Source organism: Agromyces sp. Y182, from assembly GCF_059445385.1.
In genome coordinates this window covers 801049-820249 of sequence record NZ_JCAIUF010000001.1, presented here as the reverse complement: position 1 = coordinate 820249, position 19201 = coordinate 801049, and the positions used below count along the sequence as shown (strand labels likewise).

Genomic DNA, 19201 nt, shown 5'->3' with positions numbered 1-19201 from the left:
ATCGGTATTGGCAGGTTACACCGAGCGAATGCGCCGATTCGCCCGAACTGGGGCATGCAGTGGACCCCTTCGCGTACCCGCTCAGATCGGTCATCGGCGCACCACCCACTGCCCACCGTCGAGACGAGGCGTGCATTGGTTGCGGCCGCGACTCCTGCCCGATGCGCGTGAGCATAGAGTCGTGTCATGGCGACTCGTGTGTTTTCTGACGACCGATCTGCGGCGGGGTTGGTCTTCATTTCCGGACAGACGCCACTGCTTGAAGACGGCTCTGTGGACAGTGGCGTCGGTGACCAGGTGGATGCCGTACTGGACAAGATCGAAGCACGACTTCGGGCGCATGCTCTGGGCGTTGACGATGTCGTGAAGGTGACGTACTTCCTCACGGATATCGGTGATCTGCCCGCGGTACGTCAGGTGTTGATGAGGCGGTGGAGCGACCCGCCGCCCGCTGCATCCTTGGTCGAGGTGTCGGCGTTGATCGACCCGCGATTCAGCGTCGAGATCGAAGCGATAGCGAAGCTCGACTGAGCGCATCGCCGGCCGATGCGGTGTACCGACCGGCAATGGGCAGGCGTTGGCACGCGACATCCGCGGGTCTCGGTTCGTCGAACTCCCTGGCGGTGGGCACCGCGGATGTCACATCCTCCGGCCGGCCGGTGTCTCCATGTCGACGGGCTGAACGCAGAGTCCGTCGACGACACCACTGGAGGACACGATGACCACCGACACCCGCATCCCCCCGACCGAAGTCACCGGTCTGTACGGCGCGCTCGTGAAGTTCGGCGCCCGCAAGATGATCGGCCAGGTGCCCGACTCGCTCGGCGTGCTGTGGCACCACCCGCGCGTGATGAAAGACGCGATGGGCATCGGCCAGAAGGTCTTGCGATGGAAGGAGCTCGACCCCAGCCTCGACTCGTACGCCGTCATGGCCGCCGCAGCGTACGTGGGCTGCAGCGCCTGCCTCGACCTCAACTACTTCATGGCGCACAACGACAAGCTCGACGAGGCGAAGGTGCGCGAGGTACCGCGCTGGCGCGAGGCATCCGTCTTCTCGCCGCTCGAGCGGAGCGTGATGGGCTACGCAGAGGCGATGAGTCAGACCCCGCCGGCGGTGACCGACGAGATGTCGGCCGCGCTGCTCGACGAGCTCGGGCCGGCGGCGCTCATCGAACTCACCGCCCGGGTCGCGTTCATGAACATGAGCGCGCGCATGAACATCACGCTCGGCATCCGCTCGGAGGGGTTCTCGGACTCGTGCGGCCTGCCCCCGCTCGCGACCCGGCCGGCTGTCGTAGGCTCGCCGGCATGACCGACGATCCGTTCGTCACCCACCGCAGCCTGCTCTTCACGGTCGCGTACGAGCTGCTCGGTTCGGCGGTCGACGCCGAAGACGTGCTGCAGGAATCGTGGCTGCGATGGGCGGATGTCGCGCAGGAGCAGGTGCGCGACCCGCGCGCGTACCTCGTGCGCATCGTCACGCGGCAGGCGCTGAATCACTTGCGCACGGTGTCGCGCCGCCGCGAGTCGTACGTGGGGCAGTGGCTGCCCGAGCCGTTGCTCACGAGTCCGGATGTCGCCGACGACGTCGAGTTGGCCGAGAGCGTCTCGATCGCCATGCTCACGGTGCTCGAGACCCTCGGACCGACCGAGCGCGCGGTGTTCGTGCTGCGCGAGGTGTTCGACGTGCCGTACGACGAGATCGCGGTCGCCGTCGACAAGTCGCCGGCGGCCGTGCGGCAGATCGCGCACCGGGCGAAGGACCATGTCGCCGCCCGGCGGCCGCGCATGGACGTCGTGCGTTCGGAGCACGAGGAGGCGGTCGAGCGATTCGTCGCGGCCCTGAATACGGGCGACGTGCAGGGGCTGATGGACGTGCTCGCGCCCGACGTCGTGTCGGTCGCCGACGGGGGCGGCAAGGTGAAGGGCGCAGCACTTCGGCCGATCATCGGTGCCGATCGCATCGCGAGGTACCTGGTCGCCGGGCTCGCGAAGTACCCCGGTGTGTTCGTCGCTTCTCCGACGTGGCTGAACGGGCAGCCGGGCATCCGGGTCGACTTGGACGGACAGGTGGCGGGGGTCGTGAGCCTGACCGTCGAGGGTGGCCGGATCACGCGCATCTTCTCGATGGCGAACCCAGACAAGCTGGGGTGGCTGGGGGCGGAGTCCGAGCTGGCTCGGTGACGCGCATGCGCACCCGGGGCGGCTGCCTGATGCGGCCTCGCCGGGCATCGGCACGACCGCCCTGCTCGAGTTCGTTCGCCGGAGCATTCGGCTGGATCTCGAAGAACTTCAGCGTCAGGCCCGAGGGCGTTCCTGACTGACGCCGCTGCCCGCTTGATTGGGCAGGATCGCGCTCGATATCACCCCGAAGAGATGATCGGCGCGTAGCGCGAGTGAAGGCTGGTCATAGACCCACGCAAGCGCCGCGACCATCGCGAACAAGTCGGTGCCGTCGATGTCGGCCCGCGCTACGCCTGCGGCGTGAGCGCGGTCGAGAAGCCGAGCGCCTGTATCGTGCAGCGCAACGCAGGACGCGTGGAGTGCGGACTCCGTGTCATCGATCGCGGCCATCAGCAGGCCCGAGACACCCCGGTACTCATGTGTGATCGCGACGCAGCCGCGAAGCCACGTGAGTAGGGCATCCTCGGGTGTGCTCGACATCTCAAGGTCGGCTGCGTGAGCCGTCAGCTCGTCGACATCTGTGCGGAGCAAGGCCTCGAGCAGCGCCTCTCGCGTGGGAAAGTGACGGTAGAGGGTGCCGAGCCCGACGTCCGCTTTGCGGGCGACGTCACGCAACGATGCATCGGCACCGTGTTCGGTCACGACGTCGCGCGCGACCAAGAGCAGGCGATCGTAGTTCTTCCTGGCGTCGGCGCGCATATGCCTCCGGGATTGCTGAGTGGGGGAGTGCTCTCAATAATCGGTGCACTGATCCACTTAGGCTAGCCCGTCTACGGAACGAATGGAAGGACCGGCTTGCGGTCAACGCGTTGCGGCGGCCAGTGCTGCGCGGATGGCGTCCTCACCGGCCGGCTGGCCCAACTCGTCCGAGTACGGTCCATACGGGGTTGCCCACACCGGCGTGCCCGTCGCCTGCTGCCAGCTCTCGGCCAGCGTTCCTGCGTCCACCACGCCGTACCCGATGGAGTCGAGGAATACGGTCGCAGCCGCCTTCGCCGGCGCTGAGTCGCCGGCGATCGGCAGGTACGAACGGTCGGCCGCCCCTGACGGACGGGCGAGTGACACCAGGTGCTTGTAGAAGATGTTGTTGAACGCCTTCACGAGCATGGCGTCCGGGATGTACCGCTGCAGCAGCTCGCTCGAGGTGAGCGACGTGCCGTCGAGCTCGGGAATGTGCCCGTCACGCTCGGGGCCGTAGTTGCAGGTGTCGATGACCGTCTTCCCCGCCAGTGGCCCGGCGGGCAAGTGCGGAAAGGCGCTGATCGGCACAGTGACCACAACGATGTCGCCGGCCGCCGCGGCATCCCAGCTCGTCGCAGCGGATGCCCGCGGTCCCAGTGCCGTGACCGTGTCCGCGAGCGTTTCGGGGCCGCGCGAGTTGCTGAGCACCACCTGGTGTCCGGCCTCGATGGCGAGCCGTGCGATGGCGGTGCCGATCTGTCCGCTTCCGAGGATTCCCACAGTTGTCATATTCGTACCTTCCGTCTCGAACAGTCGTACCCTCGTCATCTGCCGGAACCGTAGCGGTCCGGCGTCCCTGCCGTCAGCTGGCGGCGAAGTAGTGGCCGTTGTCCAAATCGGCGAGCAGGCCGGGCCGCACTCCCAGCTCGGCGAGCCCGATGACGGCACTTTCCACGACGTTGCGAACCCGGAGGGTGCCCTTGTGCTCGTCGCCGACGAAAAGGGCTTCGTCCTCCTCGGTGGCCGGCCGGCCCAGCTGCCCGGGCGACCCTATGCTCCCCGCCACGACCAGCGGCTTTCCGGTTCCCGCGAGTGCCTCGCCGTACGCGAGCATGACTGGGAGCTCCGCGGCGGACACGGCGTCCATCCCGCCGGTCGGAAGCAGGTCTTGCCTGTGGGCTACGTGGATGACACCGTCGGAGTCTGCGGCTGCCTCCTTGAGCCCGTCGAGGTCCTGGAGGTCGCCGCGGCGCACCTTCGCGCCGAGCGCGGACACCGCCGCCGCGGAAGCGTCCGACCGGGCAAGACCGGTGACCTCGTGCCCGGCGGCGATGAGCTCGGGAATGATGTACGAACCGGAATGGCCGGTCCCGCCAGTGACGAAAACGCGCATGCTGCGACTCCTTGTGAATTGACGCTGCGGAAGAAATGGCGGTGCGAGTGCGCTCAGTCGGGGAGGTTGGCGCTGAGGGAGACGTCGAAGCTCCCCGCGCCGTGGCGGGCCAGGCCCATCATCAGCGGACCGACCCCTTCCAACCAGCGGGCCATCTCCAGGCCGCCGACATCGAGCGGACGCAGTCCGAGGCTCTCGATGAACGCCGACACACTCGCCTTGGACTCCGCGTCATCTCCGGCGAAGAACACGTCCAACGGACCTCCCTGGGCCAGGACGTGTCCGAAGACGGTGTTGAACGCCTTCACGACATGCGCGCTCGCCGGCACGGCTTTGGCGATCTCCTGCGCACCGGAAGTGCCGACAGGTGTAACCAGGTCGGTGGCGTCGGCGTTGAAGGTGTTGGAGATGTCGATGATGACCTTGCCGGCCAGTGCATCCCCGTACTGGGTGACGACCTGCACGGCGCTCGTGTACGGCACGGCGAGCACGACGATGTCGCCGGCAGGGACAGTGCCGACCACCCCAGCCGTGGCCCCGCCGCCGAGCTTCGCAGCCAGGCTCCGAGCCTTGGCCGCGTTGCGGCCGATGAGCTCGACCGCATTGCCACCCGCGACCGCGCGAGCGGCTATGGCGCGGGCCATGCCCCCCAGGCCGATGAAACTGATGCTGCTCATGGATGAGTACTCTCTTTCGCTCGTCGAATCGAACTCTCCGCGGTCGAGGCAGAAGGCGCCCCCACGGCCGACCACTGGGCAGGCGCCGTCGATGAACGGCACCTCGAGGTCGAACAGCTCAGCTGCTCTAATCGGAGCAGTAGTCCGATTATACGGAGCAGCGCTCCGTATAAGCAAGTTCCGACAAACTGGCGTTGCGGGGATCTACGTGGAGTCGCGCTCGATGAGGTCGATCGGGATGAGCTTGCTCGAGTCGATCGACTTTCCCTCGATCAGTTGCACGAGCGCCTCCACCATCCCCGCTCCTTTGTCGGCAGTGTGCAGGTCGACCGTGGTCAACTGCGGGCTGGTGTTCGTCGAGAAGACGTTGTTGTCGAGGGTCGCGATGGCGACGTCACCCGGCACCTGCACTCGCCTCTTGTTCAACACGAGCTGTGCCCCTGCAGCCATCTGCGCGGAGGCGACGAAGATCGCATCGAAGGGCGTCGCGCCGTCGAGAAGCCGCTCAACGGCCGCCGCTCCGCCGGCCGGGGTGTAGTCGCCTTCTTCCCACGCGCCGGGCACGAGCCCGGCGGCATCGATGGTCGCGCGCCACCCCTCCAGCCGCTCGCGTCCGGCCGACGTGCTCAGCGGGCCGGTGATCGTCGTGATGCGGGTGCGCCCGCGATCGATGAGGTGCTGCGTCGCGAGTGCAGCAGCAGCGGTGTTGTCGACGTCGACCGTGTAGATCTCTGCGTCGAGGTCGCCCGTGGGGCGCACTCCGAACACCACCGGAATGGATCGCGACAACTCGAGGTACGCCGACGAGGCGCTGAAATGCGAGAGAATCAAGGCGCCGTCGACGTTGCCTCGCCGAAGGAACTGGTGCGTCTTCTCGGGATCAGTCTCCGACTCGATCAGCAGTGTCAGCGAGTAGTCGGTCGACGACGCGTACATCGCCGCTCCTTGAATGACCTCGGCGAAGTACGGGTCTGCGAAGAACTCCGCCGTGCGTTCGGGAATCATCATCGCGATCGTCTGCGTGCGCCGACGCACGAGACTGCGGGCGGCCCGATTGGGCACGTACCCGAGCCGCGCGATCGCATCGTTGACCCGGGCCACAGCGTGCTCCGTGACCTGGGGCGAACCGTTGATGACGCGCGACACCGTCGAACTGGACACGCCGGCCAGCGCCGCGACCCCCTCGAGGGTCGGGCTCAGCATCGGCGGGTTCCGGGGTGTCTCGGTCGTCACGCCTCGTCTCCTGCTACCGGTCGGTCGCATCCGGTGGTTGCTCGTGTCGGACATTGCACGTCATCACCGTATGTCAAAACCGAGCGGCGCTTCATTCCGGGATCACGTGGCCGTCGATGAGCGAAGCCAGCCATCGCCCGCTGTCCTTGACCGTGCGCTTCTGGGTGTCGTAGTCGACGTGGACGATGCCGAATCGCTTGCTGAATCCGTACCCCCATTCGAAGTTGTCGAGGAGCGACCACACGAGGTAACCGCGGAGGTCGACGCCCTGCTGCATCGCACGATGGGCGGCGGTGAAGTGCCGCCGAAGATAGTCGGTGCGTTGATCGTCGAACACTCGATCGCCGATCGGTTCGTCGTCGAAGGCCGCCCCGTTCTCGGTGATCATGAGCGGCAGGTCGGGAAACTGGCGGCTGAGCGAGAGGAGCAGCTCCTCGAACCCGTCGGGGGCGATGTTCCAGCCCATCGCCGTGTACGGCCCGTCTTGACGCAGAAACTCGACCTGCTCGCTGCCGGGCCACGGGGATCCTCCGGCAGCCTTGTGTCCGTCGGCTCGTTCGCGCGGTGACACCCCGTCCCACGTGCGCACGCGGGTCGTGGAGTAGTAGTTGACCCCGAGGAAGTCGAGCGGTTGCCGGATGATCTCGGCGTCGCCGGGGAGCACGAACGACCAGTCCGTGATCGACGCCGTGTCTTCGATCAGGTCGGCCGGGTACCCGCCGTGCAGCATGGGCTCGGTGAAGGCGCGGTTCGCGAGCGCATCGATGCGACGGACAGCGTCGGAACTCGAGTCGCCGTCGCCGCGGACGACATGGAAGTTCAGCGTGACCGACACTTCTGCCCGGGGAACGACCTCGCGCAGAACCTGCACCGCAAGACCATGCGCGAGGTTGAGGTGGTGCATGGCGCGGAGGGCTGCCGCGCCATCCGTACGCCCTGGCGCATGTGCGCCCGAGCCGTAGCCCAGGAACGCACTGCACCACGGTTCGTTCAATGTCGTCCAGACATCGACGCGGTCTCCGAGCGCCTCCGCAACGTGGCGCGTGTACTCGGCGAATCGCTCGGCGGTCTCCCGATTGGTCCATCCGCCGGCGTCTTCGAGCGCTTGCGGCAGGTCCCAGTGATACAGCGTCGCGATGGGGCGGATGCCTCGGGCGAGGAGTCCATCGACGAGCCGACTGTAGAAGTCCAGGCCGGCCTGGTTCACCGCTCCCGCTCCGAGCGGCTGGATGCGTGGCCACGCGATGGAGAAGCGGTAGGCCTCGAGCCCGAGTTCGGCCATCAGATCGAGATCGGCGTCGAGGCGGTTGTAGTGGTCGTCGGCGACGGCGCCCGTGTCGCCGTTGACGATCTTGCCGGGCGTGGCGCTGAACGTGTCCCAGATCGACGGACCCCGCCCGTCTGTCGTCGCTGCGCCTTCGATCTGGTACGAGGCCGTGGCTGAGCCGATGAGGAACCGGGCCGGGAACTCGAGTCCAGACTCCCGATAGTCCGGGCTCTCCCTGATTCGCGGTGAACTCTCGATGGTCATGTCAGCCTTTCACTGCGCCTTGCATGATTCCGGCGACGAGCTGTTTGCCCGCGACGAAGAAGAGGATGAGCAGGGGGACGACCGACAACACGGCGCCCGCGAGGACCATCGCGTTGTCGGGGTTCTGTCCGCCGCTGGCGCTCAGCGCAGCCAGCGCCGTCTGCACGCTCGGGTTGCGAGGGCTCAGCACGAGCAGCGGCCACAGGTAGTCCGTCCACGCCGCCATGAAGGTGAAGAGGGCGAGTACCGCCATCGCCGGCCGCGCCGCGGGAAGCGCGACATGCCGGAACGTGCCCCACATGCTGGCCCCGTCCATGCGGGCGGCTTCGATGAGTTCGTCGGGAATCACGTCGACGAGGTACTGACGCATGAAGAAGACGCCGAAGGCCGTGACCATGCCGGGCACGATGACCGCCTGCAGGGTGCCGATCCACTCCCATTCCGCCATCAGCATGAACAGCGGGATGATGCCGAGCTGCGTCGGAATCGCCATGGTGGCGATCACCGCCAAGAGCATGCCGTTCCGGCCGCGGAACCGCAGTTTGGCGAACGAATACCCCGCGAGCGTGGAGAAGAACACGACGGAGACGGTGATGGCCCCCGAGATGACGATGCTGTTCAGCAGCGCTTGGAGGAACGGAACCGTGTCGAACACCTTGACGGCGTTGGCGATGAAGTTGGGCCCGGGCAGCACGGCGGGCGGCACGAGATTCGTGTCCGACGACTGGCGGCTGCCGATGACGAACGACCACCACAGGGGGAACGCCGAGCCGATGAAGAAGGCGGCGAGGAGCGCATAGGTGAGCACGCCTGGTCGTTCGTAGGCGCGCTTGCGCCGAGCGCGACGTTCTCCGTCGACGATCCGGCGGTCTTCGACCGTCGGCGGTTTGGGCGACGTGACGGTGGCGGTCATGACTCTCCCTGCTGGGCGCCGACCGAGGCGGCGCTGATCCGAGTCGGTTTCACGTCGGCGGTGCGGATGGCGCGGGTGATGGCGAAGCTGATGAGCCCGACGAGCACGATGATGAGGAACAGGATCCACGCGGTCGCCGACGCTCGGCCGAAGTCGCGCCTGGGGAATGCGAGCTCGTAGAGGTAGAGCACGATCGTCTGGAACTGGCGATCGCCGCCACCGTTCGTCCGTGTGTCGAAGAGCTTCGGCTCGGTGAAGATCTGCAGACCGCCGATGGTCGCGGTGATGACGACGAAGATGAGCGTCGGCCGGATCATCGGGATCGTGATGGACCAGAAGCGGCGGATCTTGTTCGCACCGTCGAGCGCGGCCGACTCGTACACGTCGCGGGGAACGGCCTGCATGGCGGCAAGGAGGAGGAGGGCGTTGTACCCGGTCCAGCGCCAGTTCACCATGCTCGCGATGGCGAAGTGCGACGGCAGCACGTCGAACGCCCAGCGGATCGGTTCGAGGCCGAACAGCTCGAGGAGCCCGGCGATGGGGCCGTGATACTGGTTGAAGATCTGAAGGAAGATGACGGTGACGGCGACCGGCGCCACGATGTACGGGAGCAGGATGCTCATCCGCCAGAAGGTCTTTCCGCGGATCGCCTGGTCGAGCAGCGCAGCCACGCCGGTGGCGATCACGAGCTGCGGGATCGCCGACAGCAGGAAGATGCTGACCGTGTTGCCGAAGGCGTTCCAGAAGAACGGATCGGACAGCACGGAGACGTAGTTCTGCAGCCCGACGAAATCGCCCTGCCCCTTGAGCAGGTGCCAGTCGTAGAGGGAGACGTTCAGCGTGTATGCGATCGGGAAGACGCCGATTGCGGCGAACAGCACGAAGAACGGCGCGACGTAGAGGAACGGGGAGAACTTGTAGTCGAAGCGACTGACCTTCTGCCGGAAAGTCAGGTCCGAGCGGGCCGGTCGGCCCAGTGTGGAGCTGGTCATCGTTGAGCCAATCCGCGAGACGATGCGTGGTGCGGCGATCAGGGAAAAGGGGCGGCTCGAACGGATGCGACGAGCCGCCCCGGTGGACTAGCCGACGAGCTGGTTGAGCAGCTTGATGGCTTCGTTCCATGCGGTGTCGCCATCGGTGATCTCGCCCTGGCTCACCCGGTCGAAGATCGGCCCGAACACGTTGTCTTGAATGTTGGAGTCCTCGGGGCCCTTGACCTGCGCGATCACGCCCTCCGATCGGGCCGCGAAGATGTTGCCGACAGGAGCGTCGTTGAAGAACGCACTCGTGGTGTCGGCGACAAGCTCCTGGCCGTCGGGGGTGCTGGGGAACGGACCGGCGACCTCGAACGCCGCAGCCTGCTGCTCGGGGGAGGCGAGCCAGAGCGCCAGTTTCGCGGCCTCTTCCTTGTGCTCGGATGACTCGGAGACGCCGAGGAAGGCACCGCCCCAGTTGGCCGCCCCACCGGGGAGCACGTCGGCGAAGTCCCAGCCGCTGTCGGTGGTTCCCTCGTCGTAGTAGCCCTGCACGATGCCGAGCATCCAGCTCGGGCACATGTAGACGGCGAACTGGTCTTCCTTGGCTTCGGGTCCGACGTCCCAACCGGGCAGCCCGGCACCGAGGCCGGCCTTCTCAGCCTCGACGATCTTCTCGAAGTGGGTCTTCAGAACGTCGTTGCCCTCGATGTTGAGCGTCTCGCCGTCTTTCTTGTAGTACCCCTCCTCCTGCTGGTTGACGAAGGAGTTCCAGAAGAATCGCGGGCTGTGGTAGAAGGCCTTGCCGCTCTTGTCGACGTACTCCTGGCCGACCTCGAAGAAGCGATCCCACGTAGCATCCTCTCCGCCGAAGTAGGCGGCGACCTCTGAGCGTTCGCTGGGCAGGCCCGCGGCCTCGAACAGGTCGCCGCGGTAGCAGAGACCCTGGGGCCCGATGTCGAGCCCGGCGCCGATGACCTGGCCGTCGGGGCCGGTGCCCTGCTTGTACTTCCACTCGAGCCACGAGTCCTTGACATCTTCGATGCCGTAGTCGCGCAGGTCGACGAAGGAGTCGGAGACTTCGGCGATCGTGCCGAGCCAGCCTTCTTCGATCGCGACGACGTCGCTCAGGCCTGACCCGGCGGCGATCTTCGCGTACGCGTCGTCACGTGCCGCCCCGCCGCCCTCGAGGTTCGTCGCCTCGATCGTGATGTTGGGGTTGTCCTCCATGTACTGCTCGTAGGTGGCCTCGACCCCCATCGTGCCGAACGTCGTGATGGACAGCGTGATGTTCTCATCACCGCCGCCCCCGCTCTCGCCGGATGAACAGCCCGTGGTGATGAGGGCCAATGCTGCGACGCCGGCGATGGATGCGGCGATCCTGTTTCGTGATGAGTTCACGGTCACTCCCTTGTGTGCGTGGGCAGGCCGTGGGAGCGCTCCCATCCCGACGGATGGGAGCGCTCCCACGAGGTGAGGAACACCCTACGGCCTCATCAACAGCCCCGTCAAGACAATCATGGGAGCGCGCCCATGGATCAGGCTGTCGCCCCTTCGTCGAGAAGTTCCAGCAGCCGGGTGGCGGTTCGCCAGCTTCGCATCGTCATCTGTTGGAAGACGGGCATCGCCATCAGCTTCTGGATGCGCGTCTTCGTCGCGAGCGCTTTCACTCGTGAGAAGTAGATCGCGCCGGGCCCGGGTGCGATCGAGTCGACGCCCTCGCGGAGCTCGGGCATCTGGTCGAGCACCGCCTCGACCGTGAGCGGCGCCTTGAGGAAGAGCACCTCGCTGCGCAGCTCTTCGGAATCATGGTCGTGGGGCGCCGCCGCGATCGTCTCGGCGAACTCGTCGCGGGAGCGCACCAAGGTCGGGATCGCGATGCCGAATCGCTGTTCGAGCGCGTGCTCGATCGCGGCTTCGAGCGTCGAGTCGGCCGTGCCCTTCGCCGTGAACAGCACGTTTCCGCTCTGCAGGTGGGTGCGAACGTCGCTGTAGCCGGCGTCGCGGAAGCACTCAGCGAGAGCCCCCATGTCGACCGGGTTCCTGCCGCCGACGTTGATGCCGCGCAGCAGTGCAATGTACGTCGTCGAGTCCATAGCCAGATCCTGCCACCTGCAGGTGACACTCCCACGGGCGCGCCGGCGCGGCGGGCGCGGTGGGCGCGGTGCACAGGTTGGGCGCGGTGCCGGAAGGCAGCTCGTGAGCGGGCACAATTGTCACATGGTCGAGATCTCTGAGGACGACTTCGAGCGAATGGTCGGCGAGGTGTTCGACGCGCTCCCCGACGACATGGTGCGCGGGGTCGAGAATGTCGCGATCATGATCGCGAACCAGCCGCTGGGGGAGCGACCGCGGCTGTTCGGGCTGTACAGCGGGCGTCCGCTGACGACCCGCGGGGTCTACGGTTTCGGGGAGCTTCCCGACCGCATCACGCTCTTCAAGAACAACCTGGCGGAGCACAGCGCCGACCTCGACGCACTGCGTGCGCGGGTGCGCATCACGTTGGTGCACGAGATCGGTCACTACTTCGGGCTCGACGATGCTCGGCTCCGCGAGCTCGGCTGGGCGTAGGGCGTCGCCCGACATCGTCAGATTCGCGCGAGGAGCTGATAGTCTCGATCGGGCGCCCATTGAATCGATTCATTTCTGACGATCGAGGCGACGCCGCGTTCCAGATCAATGACGATTGGACTCACCGCTATGACCGCAGACCTCCCGACGAGCGCTGCCCGGAAGGTGCGATCCGTCACTGCGATAGGGCTCGCTGCCGCCATGACCCTGTTCGTCATCGGCAGCGCGACACAGGCTGCGGCCGCGGCATCCGGCATCACTGTCGTCGACCTCCAAGTGGAGGGCGCCGTTCAACCCAGCGGTGTCGACAATCCGCAGCCGAACTTCAGCTGGCGATTCGAAGCCGAACAGCGGGCGGTCTTGCAGACCGGCTACCGGATCCAGGTCGCCTCCTCTCCCGAGCTCGTCGAGAGCGGTGAATCTGATGTCTGGGACAGCGGGCTGCAACAATCCGATGCTGTCGTCGGCCACGCGTATGGCGGGCCCGACCTCGACGCCGACACCCGCTACTCCTGGCGGGTGCTGGTCGAGACTGACACCGCGGGCGAGGTGTGGAGCGAGCCGTCGTACTTCGACACCGGGCTGCGCGGCGACCAGGACGCCGAGTGGGTGGGTCTGCCGTCGATCGGCCAGGACTGGACCGACTACACCGTCGAACTCGACTTCCAGATCGAACAGGAAGCTGCTTCAGTACTGTTCAGAACTTCTGGCGCCGGCACGAGCTACATGTGGCAGTTCAACACGCTCGGCAGTGGCGGGCAGCTGAACTTCAAGCCTCACCTCCGAATGAACGGCACGTATACGACCCTGGCGAACGTGCCCGTGAGCGAAGCGGTCGTGCCGTCGGCGAACCGGTTCGCGAAGCAGTCGCTGAAGATCACGGTCGAAGGGGCAACGATCACCACTTTCCTGAACGGGGTGCAGATCGACACGCGCGAAGACTCGACGCTCACCGGGGGCGGCATCGGGTTTCGACAGTCGAACACCGAATCCGCCGTCTTCAGCAACATCACGGTGACCGACCGCGACGGCACGGTGCTGTTCCGCAACGATGCGACCGGCAACCCGTTCAACGCGGGGTCGATCGGCGAAGACGGTCTCACCGTCGCCAACCAATCTCCGATGCTTGCGAGCGGTGAGAGCTGGACGGACTTCGAGCTCGAGACGACCCTGCAGATCAAGGCCGAAGCGGCAACGGTGTACTTCCGTTCAGACGGCGGCGGGTCGAACTCCTACATGTGGCAGCTCAACGCCGCCATCGGTGACGGCCTGCTCGTCTTCAAGCCGCACGTGAGAGTCGGCGGCGGCTACCGCACCATCGCGACGATTCCGATCGACGAGCGCGTCGTTCCGCGCACTGCGGTGTACTCGCCGCACACCTTCAAGATCACAGCTGTCGGCGACACGATTATCACCTCGATCGACGGCATCGAGATCGACCGTCGCCAGCAGACGGAACGCTCTTCCGGAACCATCGGCTTCCGTGCGTCGAACACCGAATCCGCGGTGTTCAGCGATCTCACGGTGCGTTCGCCCGATGGCGACGCGGTGTACTTCACGAGCGCGCTGCGGTCGGAGACGAACCCGTTCACGGGGGGCGCGCTCGTCGCCGGAGGTCTGCGCGTCGCGAACGCCGACATCGGCCTCGCCCAAGGCAACGTGACCCCGCAGTTGAGATCGGAGTTCACGCTCGAACAGAGTCCGGCCGCCATCGAACGCGCCACCTGGTACACGAGCGCTCAAGGAATTTACGAAGCCCGCATCAACGGCGCTCCGCTCAACGATGATCGTCTCGCACCAGGGTGGACCGACTACCGGCAGCGCACACAGTACCAATCCACCGATGTGACCGAGCTGCTCGTAAAGGGCGAGAACGCGCTGGCAGCGCAACTCGCACCCGGCTGGTTCGCCGGCCAGATCGGATGGTTCGGTGCCGGCCACTACGGCCAGGGCACCGCGTTCTGGGGCACGCTCCTGATCCACTACGCCGACGGCACCACGCAACAGGTGGGTACCGACGGCTCGTGGAAGGCGGGCGAAGGGCCGGTCGTCTCCGCAGATATCCTGCAGGGCGAACGCTACGACGAACGCAAGGCGACGCCTGGCTGGGATGCCGCCGGCTTCGACGACTCCGCGTGGGGTGACGTGCTCAGCCGTGCCGCTGATGCCGAGCTCATGATGTCTGAGGTCGGCCCGCCGGTTCGGCCCGTGCAGGAGATGGCGTTCGTCGAGCGAAAGGAGATCTCGCCCGGGGTCTACGTCTTCGACCTCGGCCAGCAGATCTCCGGAGTCGTTCGCCTTCGCGCCGACGGCCCGGCCGGCACGAAGATCTCGATCAGGCACGCCCAGCAGGTGAAAGCCGATGGCAGCCTCTACTGGGAGAACCTCACCGCCGGCGATGACGGTCTCTACGCCGCCCAGCTCGACACCGTCACCCTCGCGGGCGGCGAAACGGTGTATGAGCCGAAGTTCACGTACCACGGCTATCGTTACGTGGAGGTCAGCGGGTACCCGGGAGTGCCGGAACTTTCGGATGTCACGGCCATCGTGATCTCGAACGAGCTGAAGCAGCCCGGATCCTTCTCGACCGGCAATCCCATGCTCGACAATCTTCAGAGCAACATCGAATGGAGCCTCCGCGGCAACCTGGTCTCGGTGCCGACCGACACCAACGCGCGCGCTGAACGGCTCGGCTGGGCAGGTGACGCGACCTTCTCTGCAGATGTCGCCACCTACAACTGGGATGTCTACGAGTTCTATCGCAAGTGGATGCACGACGTCGTCGAAACCCAGACGGAGGCCGGACTCGTCAGCAACCTCGCCCCGAACTGGCGGGCCAACTACGGCGGCTACGGCGGCGGCTGGGGTGACGCAGTCGTCGCGATCCCGTACGCGGCGTGGCAGCGGTACGGCGACGCCACCATCGTCAAGGAGAACTACGAAGCCATGAAGAAGTGGGTGCTCTTCCTCGAGCAGCACTCGAACGGCACCTACCTTCTGGGCGACGACATGGGCCAAGCGGGCGACTGGATGTCGGTCAACGCCGGCACCTCCGGGAGATACACCGCCACCGCATACTTCGCGTGGGACGCACAGGTGATGGCCGACATGGCCAGGGAACTCGGGCACGAAGCCGATGCTGAACGCTTCGAGGCGATTCATGCGAGTATCCGAGCCGCGTTCGCAGCTGCGTACATTGCCGAGGATGGCACGGTGCAGCCGGGCACCCAGGCGGCGTACGTGATCGCGCTCTACGCGGAACTCGTGCCCGACACGCTCCGCGGGGCGGTGATCGAGCGCTTCATCCAATCGCTCGCCGACCGCGACAACCACCTGTCCACCGGTTTCGTGGCGACCGGATGGTTGCTTCCGGTGCTGAGCCGGATCGACCACCTCGACCTCGCGGATGAGCTGCTCTTGAACGAGGACTTCCCGTCGTGGGGATACATGGTCGACAACGGAGCCACCACGATCTGGGAGCGCTGGGACTTCATCGACCCCAACACCGGCACCTTCCACAGCAAGCTCAACGGAAGCTCCGACAACCACGCCGTGTACGGGTCCGTCGGCAACTGGATGTACAACGAGATCGGTGGTGTGCACATCGACCCGGCTCAGCCCGGGTACCGCCACTTCATCGTGCGTCCGGAGCCGCGCGGCACCTTCCAGCAGGGTGACTACTCGTTCCAGTCCCGGTTCGGCCTCGTCGCCTCGAAGTGGACCAATGATGCCGAGCGCGGCGTCTCCCTCGATGTGACCGTTCCGCCCGGAACGACGGCAACGGTGGAGCTCCCCATCGACGACGGCGAAGTCGTACTCGAAGGCGGCGTCCCGGTCGAACGGGTCGACGGTGCCGAGCACACCGGCACCGTCGACGGGCGCGCCATCATCGAGGTCGGGTCCGGCGTCTACGCGTTCTCCACGGCCGAAGCCGACGTCGAAGCTCCTACGGTGACCCTCGAGATCGCAGGAACCGAGCACGGCGGCTGGTGGGCGGGTGACAGCGTCGCGACGATGACGGCTGACCCCGACGCATCCGTTGAATCTATCGAGTACAAGATCGGCGACGTGGACTGGACCGACTACGTCGACCCGTTCGAGCTTCCCGAGGGGCACTACACACTCTCGTACCGGGCGATCGACACATCGGGCAATTCGTCGCAAACGGGCACGCGCCAGCTGAGAGTCGACGCCTCGGCGCCGCAAGCATGGGGCTGGCTCGACCCCGACGGCGTCGCCACTTCGGTTGCGAGCGATCTGTTGTCGGGGGTCGAGTCGGTGCAGTACTCCCGCGACGGGGACGTCTGGGTGGAGTCGCTGGGCGCGCTCGGTGATGTGGAAACGCTGGGCGCGCTCAGCGATGTGGAAACGCCGCGCGCACTCCGCGCTGCGGAAACCGAGTTGTGGCAGCGTGCCGGCGACATCGCCGGCAACGTGAGCGCTCCGGTGCGCTTGCAGGTCTCCGCGCAATCTCCGAGGTTGGAACTCACTCCCGGCTCCACGGTCTTCATCGAGCGGAACGGCTTCGACGAGTCGCAGCAGGTTCGGATCCAGCTGAACCCGGGTGCGACCGAGTTGGGATCCGTTGCGGGAGACGCAGACGGCGTCATCTCGCTGTCCGCCGGCATCCCGTCGTCACTGGAACCGGGCGAGTACTCGCTCGATTTCATCGCCGTCGACGATGGAGGCGAGATTCCTGGAGGCGAGATTCCTGGCGACACTGGTAGCGGCGGCATCCACGTCGAAGTTCTTGGTGAGACCGGAGTCGGCGGCTGGCTGCCCTGGGCAGTGGGTGGCGGACTTCTCGCGCTCGCCCTTGGCGCAGGTCTCCTGTTCTTGCGGCGGCGTGCCGCGTAGCGCACGAGAGTGGAGCACAGGAGGGAATCGACCTCGGCGCAGGCGACAGCACAGGTCGCTCGCGCCGAGATTCCGCCGCTAACCCGCAATTCGCGCCGCTTTCAGAGTTTGTCGCGGGTGGCGCCCCGCCAATGGATCAAGATCAACTGAGGTGGTCGATGAGCAGAGTCGGTACCCCGTTGGTCGAGTAGCGCCGCGAAGCGACGCGTATCGAGACCCGGCCGCCAACTACTCCTTCGTCGGCCGGATGACGCGGCGTGCGACGTTCTCCGTCGCGTCGGCGGGCAGCTCCTCGGTGATCCACGGACCGGTGCCCTCGCTGGGATCGATGATGCCTTCCTCGAGCCAGTCGTAGCGTCCGTCGAGCACTCGGGCGGCAAGGCGTTCGTCGGCGGAATCGGTGTTGCGCCACAGGGCATCCAGCAGTTGCTCGGTGCGATGGCGGGACTGCTCGGCGAACGTGTCGGCGAGCTGGTACGCGGCCGTGCCCCGCTCCGGCGTGTCGGCGGCGATCATCGCCGCGCGCACGCACGAAGCCGACACGGCGAACAGCTCGGCGCCGATGTCGACGACGCGGGCGAGGAAGCCTTGCTTGCGTTCCAGGGCGCCCTGCCAGCGCGCCATCCCGTAGAAGGTCGCGCGCGCCAACTTGCGACTGGTGCGCTCGACGTAGCGCAAGTGCGACGCGAGCGCGCCGAACTCGTCGTACGACGTCGGCAGGTCGCCCTTGCCTGCGACCAGTTGCGGCAGCCAGCGGGCGTAGAACCCGCTCGCGGAGGCGGCGGCCTTCAGCTTGCGGGAGATCTCCAGATGCGGATCGATCAGGTCTCCGGCGGCGGTGAGGTGCGCGTCGACGGCCTCCCGCGCGATGAGCAGGTGCATGATCTCGGTCGAGCCCTCGAAGATGCGGTTGATCCGCATGTCGCGCAGCACCTGCTCGGCGCCGACGGCGCGTTCGCCGCGGGCGGCGAGCGACGCCGCGGTCTCGAAGCCGCGGCCACCACGTATCTGTACGAGTTCGTCGGCGATGCGCCATCCCATCTCGGAAGCCCACATCTTGGCGAGCGCCGCCTCGATGCGGATGTCCTTGCGGTCTTCGTCGGCGAGCACCCCCGACAGGTCGACCACCGCTTCGAGCGCGAACGTCGTCGCGGCGATGAAGGCGATCTTGTGTGCGACCGCGGCATGCTCGCCGACCGGTCGCCCCCACTGCACCCGGGCCTGCGACCACTCGCGTGCGATCTTGAGGCTCCACTTGCCTGCGCCGGCGCAAATGGCGGGTATGGCCAAGCGGCCGGCGTTGAGCGTGGTAAGCGCGATCTTGAGGCCTTGGCCCTCGCGGCCGATCAGGTTCTCGCGCGGCACGCGCACGTCGCGCAACGAGGTCAATCCGTTCTCGATGCCGCGCAGCCCCATGAACGCGTTGCGACGGTGCACGGTGATGCCGGGGGAGTCGGCCTCGACGATGAACGCGCTGATGCCGCCGCGGTGGGCGTCGGACTCGGGCACGCGCGCCATCACGACGAGCAGCTCGGCAACGACCCCGTTGGTGGTCCACAGCTTGGTGCCGTTCAGCACGTACGCCGCGTCATCCTCGGTCGGTACTGCTGTGGCCCGCAGCCGCGCGGGGTCCGAGCCGACCTCCGGCTCCGTCAGCAGGAAGGCGCTGATCGCACCCTTCGCGCAGCGCGGTAAGTACTGCCGCTTCTGCACCTCCGTGCCCGCGAGCACGAGCGGCTCGGGCAGACCGACGGACTGGTGCGCCGACAACGCCGCGCCGAGGCTGGCGTTCACCGCCCCGATCATCACGAGCGCGCGGTTGTAGTAGAACTGCCCGAGCCCGAGGCCGCCGTACTCGACCGGGATCTTCATGCCGAACGCGCCGATGTCGGCGAGCGCCTGGAAGGTCTCGTCGGTGATGCGCGACTCCCGCTCGATGCGTGCGACATCGACCGCGCGCAGGAGCGACTCGAGTGCCGTGAGAAACTTCTCGCCGCGCTCGCGGCGGCCCGGATCAGGTCGGGGGTGCGGATGGATCAGCGACAGGTCGAACTGCCCGAGGTAGAGGCCCCGTGCGAAGCTCGGCTTGCGCCAGTCCTGCTCGCGCGCTGCCTCGGCGACAGCGCGCGACTGCTTCTCGTCGATCTCGTCGACGTGGGAGACGGTGGGCTTACCGACGATGCTCAC

General features: G+C 66.5%; 16 protein-coding genes. 5 read left to right on the top strand and 11 right to left on the bottom strand.

The features are described 5' to 3' along the window. Window positions 1-186 precede the first annotated feature (186 nt). From AC1C2R_RS03735 to AC1C2R_RS03725, 3 genes are all read left to right on the top strand, one after another. Window positions 187-531: a RidA family protein gene (locus tag AC1C2R_RS03735; RefSeq protein ID WP_495379006.1), complete on the top strand. Its 345-nt coding sequence runs from the start codon at window positions 187-189 to the stop codon at window positions 529-531. A gap of 187 nt (window positions 532-718) precedes the next feature. Beyond that, window positions 719-1312, top strand: a complete 594-nt coding sequence (locus AC1C2R_RS03730) for a carboxymuconolactone decarboxylase family protein (RefSeq protein ID WP_495379005.1) — start codon at window positions 719-721, stop codon at window positions 1310-1312. Next, complete coding sequence (locus AC1C2R_RS03725; protein WP_495379004.1) at window positions 1309-2184, top strand: RNA polymerase sigma-70 factor; 876 nt, start codon at window positions 1309-1311, stop codon at window positions 2182-2184. The genes AC1C2R_RS03730 and AC1C2R_RS03725 overlap by 4 nt, the downstream gene beginning before the upstream one ends. 114 nt (window positions 2185-2298) lie before the next feature. Here the strand turns inward: AC1C2R_RS03725 and AC1C2R_RS03720 are convergent, their stop codons facing one another. From AC1C2R_RS03720 to AC1C2R_RS03675, 10 genes are all read right to left on the bottom strand, one after another. Beyond that, complete coding sequence (locus AC1C2R_RS03720) at window positions 2299-2883, bottom strand: TetR/AcrR family transcriptional regulator (protein WP_495379003.1); 585 nt, start codon at window positions 2881-2883, stop codon at window positions 2299-2301. A gap of 102 nt (window positions 2884-2985) precedes the next feature. Then, window positions 2986-3654: an NADPH-dependent F420 reductase gene (locus tag AC1C2R_RS03715; protein WP_495379002.1), complete on the bottom strand. Its 669-nt coding sequence runs from the start codon at window positions 3652-3654 to the stop codon at window positions 2986-2988. 73 nt (window positions 3655-3727) lie between these two features. Then, window positions 3728-4258 (bottom strand): NAD(P)H-binding protein, encoded by a 531-nt coding sequence (locus AC1C2R_RS03710; protein WP_495379001.1) that lies wholly within the window; start codon window positions 4256-4258, stop codon window positions 3728-3730. A 53-nt stretch (window positions 4259-4311) separates the two neighbouring features. Beyond that, entirely contained in the window at window positions 4312-5037 is a 726-nt protein-coding gene (locus tag AC1C2R_RS03705; RefSeq protein ID WP_495379000.1) for an NADPH-dependent F420 reductase, read from the bottom strand. A 102-nt stretch (window positions 5038-5139) separates the two neighbouring features. Beyond that, window positions 5140-6168 (bottom strand): LacI family DNA-binding transcriptional regulator, encoded by a 1029-nt coding sequence (locus AC1C2R_RS03700; protein WP_495378999.1) that lies wholly within the window; start codon window positions 6166-6168, stop codon window positions 5140-5142. 91 nt (window positions 6169-6259) lie between these two features. Beyond that, complete coding sequence (locus tag AC1C2R_RS03695; protein ID WP_495351196.1) at window positions 6260-7699, bottom strand: GH1 family beta-glucosidase; 1440 nt, start codon at window positions 7697-7699, stop codon at window positions 6260-6262. A gap of 1 nt (window position 7700) precedes the next feature. Further along, the gene (locus AC1C2R_RS03690) at window positions 7701-8612 is read right to left on the bottom strand and encodes a carbohydrate ABC transporter permease (protein ID WP_495351195.1); all 912 of its coding nucleotides are present in this window, start codon (window positions 8610-8612) and stop codon (window positions 7701-7703) included. After that, on the bottom strand, window positions 8609-9604 hold the full coding sequence (locus AC1C2R_RS03685; RefSeq protein ID WP_495378998.1) for a carbohydrate ABC transporter permease: 996 nt from the start codon (window positions 9602-9604) through the stop codon (window positions 8609-8611). The genes AC1C2R_RS03690 and AC1C2R_RS03685 overlap by 4 nt, the downstream gene beginning before the upstream one ends. Before the next feature lie 87 nt (window positions 9605-9691). Continuing rightward, complete coding sequence (locus AC1C2R_RS03680; RefSeq protein ID WP_495378997.1) at window positions 9692-10987, bottom strand: ABC transporter substrate-binding protein; 1296 nt, start codon at window positions 10985-10987, stop codon at window positions 9692-9694. 137 nt (window positions 10988-11124) lie between these two features. Beyond that, window positions 11125-11682: a DUF1697 domain-containing protein gene (locus tag AC1C2R_RS03675; RefSeq protein WP_495351192.1), complete on the bottom strand. Its 558-nt coding sequence runs from the start codon at window positions 11680-11682 to the stop codon at window positions 11125-11127. 124 nt (window positions 11683-11806) lie between these two features. Here AC1C2R_RS03675 and AC1C2R_RS03670 point away from each other — a divergent pair, with 124 nt between their 5' ends. Continuing rightward, window positions 11807-12157: a metallopeptidase family protein gene (locus tag AC1C2R_RS03670; RefSeq protein ID WP_495351191.1), complete on the top strand. Its 351-nt coding sequence runs from the start codon at window positions 11807-11809 to the stop codon at window positions 12155-12157. Window positions 12158-12286: 129 nt separating this feature from the next. Then, entirely contained in the window at window positions 12287-17014 is a 4728-nt protein-coding gene (locus AC1C2R_RS03665; protein WP_495378996.1) for a family 78 glycoside hydrolase catalytic domain, read from the top strand. A 228-nt stretch (window positions 17015-17242) separates the two neighbouring features. Here AC1C2R_RS03665 and AC1C2R_RS03660 read toward each other — a convergent pair whose 3' ends face one another. Further along, window positions 17243-19201, bottom strand: a complete 1959-nt coding sequence (locus tag AC1C2R_RS03660; protein WP_495378995.1) for an acyl-CoA dehydrogenase family protein — start codon at window positions 19199-19201, stop codon at window positions 17243-17245.

What these genes read in the sequence shown, in the direction of transcription:
- AC1C2R_RS03675 (WP_495351192.1), bottom strand. Translation starts at nt 11,682, where the DNA reads ATGGACTCGACGACGTACATTGCACTGCTGCGCGGCATCAACGTCGGC.
- AC1C2R_RS03715 (WP_495379002.1), bottom strand. Translation starts at nt 3,654, where the DNA reads ATGACAACTGTGGGAATCCTCGGAAGCGGACAGATCGGCACCGCCATC.
- AC1C2R_RS03665 (WP_495378996.1), top strand. Translation starts at nt 12,287, where the DNA reads ATGACCGCAGACCTCCCGACGAGCGCTGCCCGGAAGGTGCGATCCGTC.
- AC1C2R_RS03735 (WP_495379006.1), top strand. Translation starts at nt 187, where the DNA reads ATGGCGACTCGTGTGTTTTCTGACGACCGATCTGCGGCGGGGTTGGTC.
- AC1C2R_RS03720 (WP_495379003.1), bottom strand. Translation starts at nt 2,883, where the DNA reads ATGCGCGCCGACGCCAGGAAGAACTACGATCGCCTGCTCTTGGTCGCG.
- AC1C2R_RS03725 (WP_495379004.1), top strand. Translation starts at nt 1,309, where the DNA reads ATGACCGACGATCCGTTCGTCACCCACCGCAGCCTGCTCTTCACGGTC.
- AC1C2R_RS03695 (WP_495351196.1), bottom strand. Translation starts at nt 7,699, where the DNA reads ATGACCATCGAGAGTTCACCGCGAATCAGGGAGAGCCCGGACTATCGG.
- AC1C2R_RS03730 (WP_495379005.1), top strand. Translation starts at nt 719, where the DNA reads ATGACCACCGACACCCGCATCCCCCCGACCGAAGTCACCGGTCTGTAC.
- AC1C2R_RS03690 (WP_495351195.1), bottom strand. Translation starts at nt 8,612, where the DNA reads ATGACCGCCACCGTCACGTCGCCCAAACCGCCGACGGTCGAAGACCGC.
- AC1C2R_RS03685 (WP_495378998.1), bottom strand. Translation starts at nt 9,604, where the DNA reads ATGACCAGCTCCACACTGGGCCGACCGGCCCGCTCGGACCTGACTTTC.
- AC1C2R_RS03710 (WP_495379001.1), bottom strand. Translation starts at nt 4,258, where the DNA reads ATGCGCGTTTTCGTCACTGGCGGGACCGGCCATTCCGGTTCGTACATC.
- AC1C2R_RS03670 (WP_495351191.1), top strand. Translation starts at nt 11,807, where the DNA reads ATGGTCGAGATCTCTGAGGACGACTTCGAGCGAATGGTCGGCGAGGTG.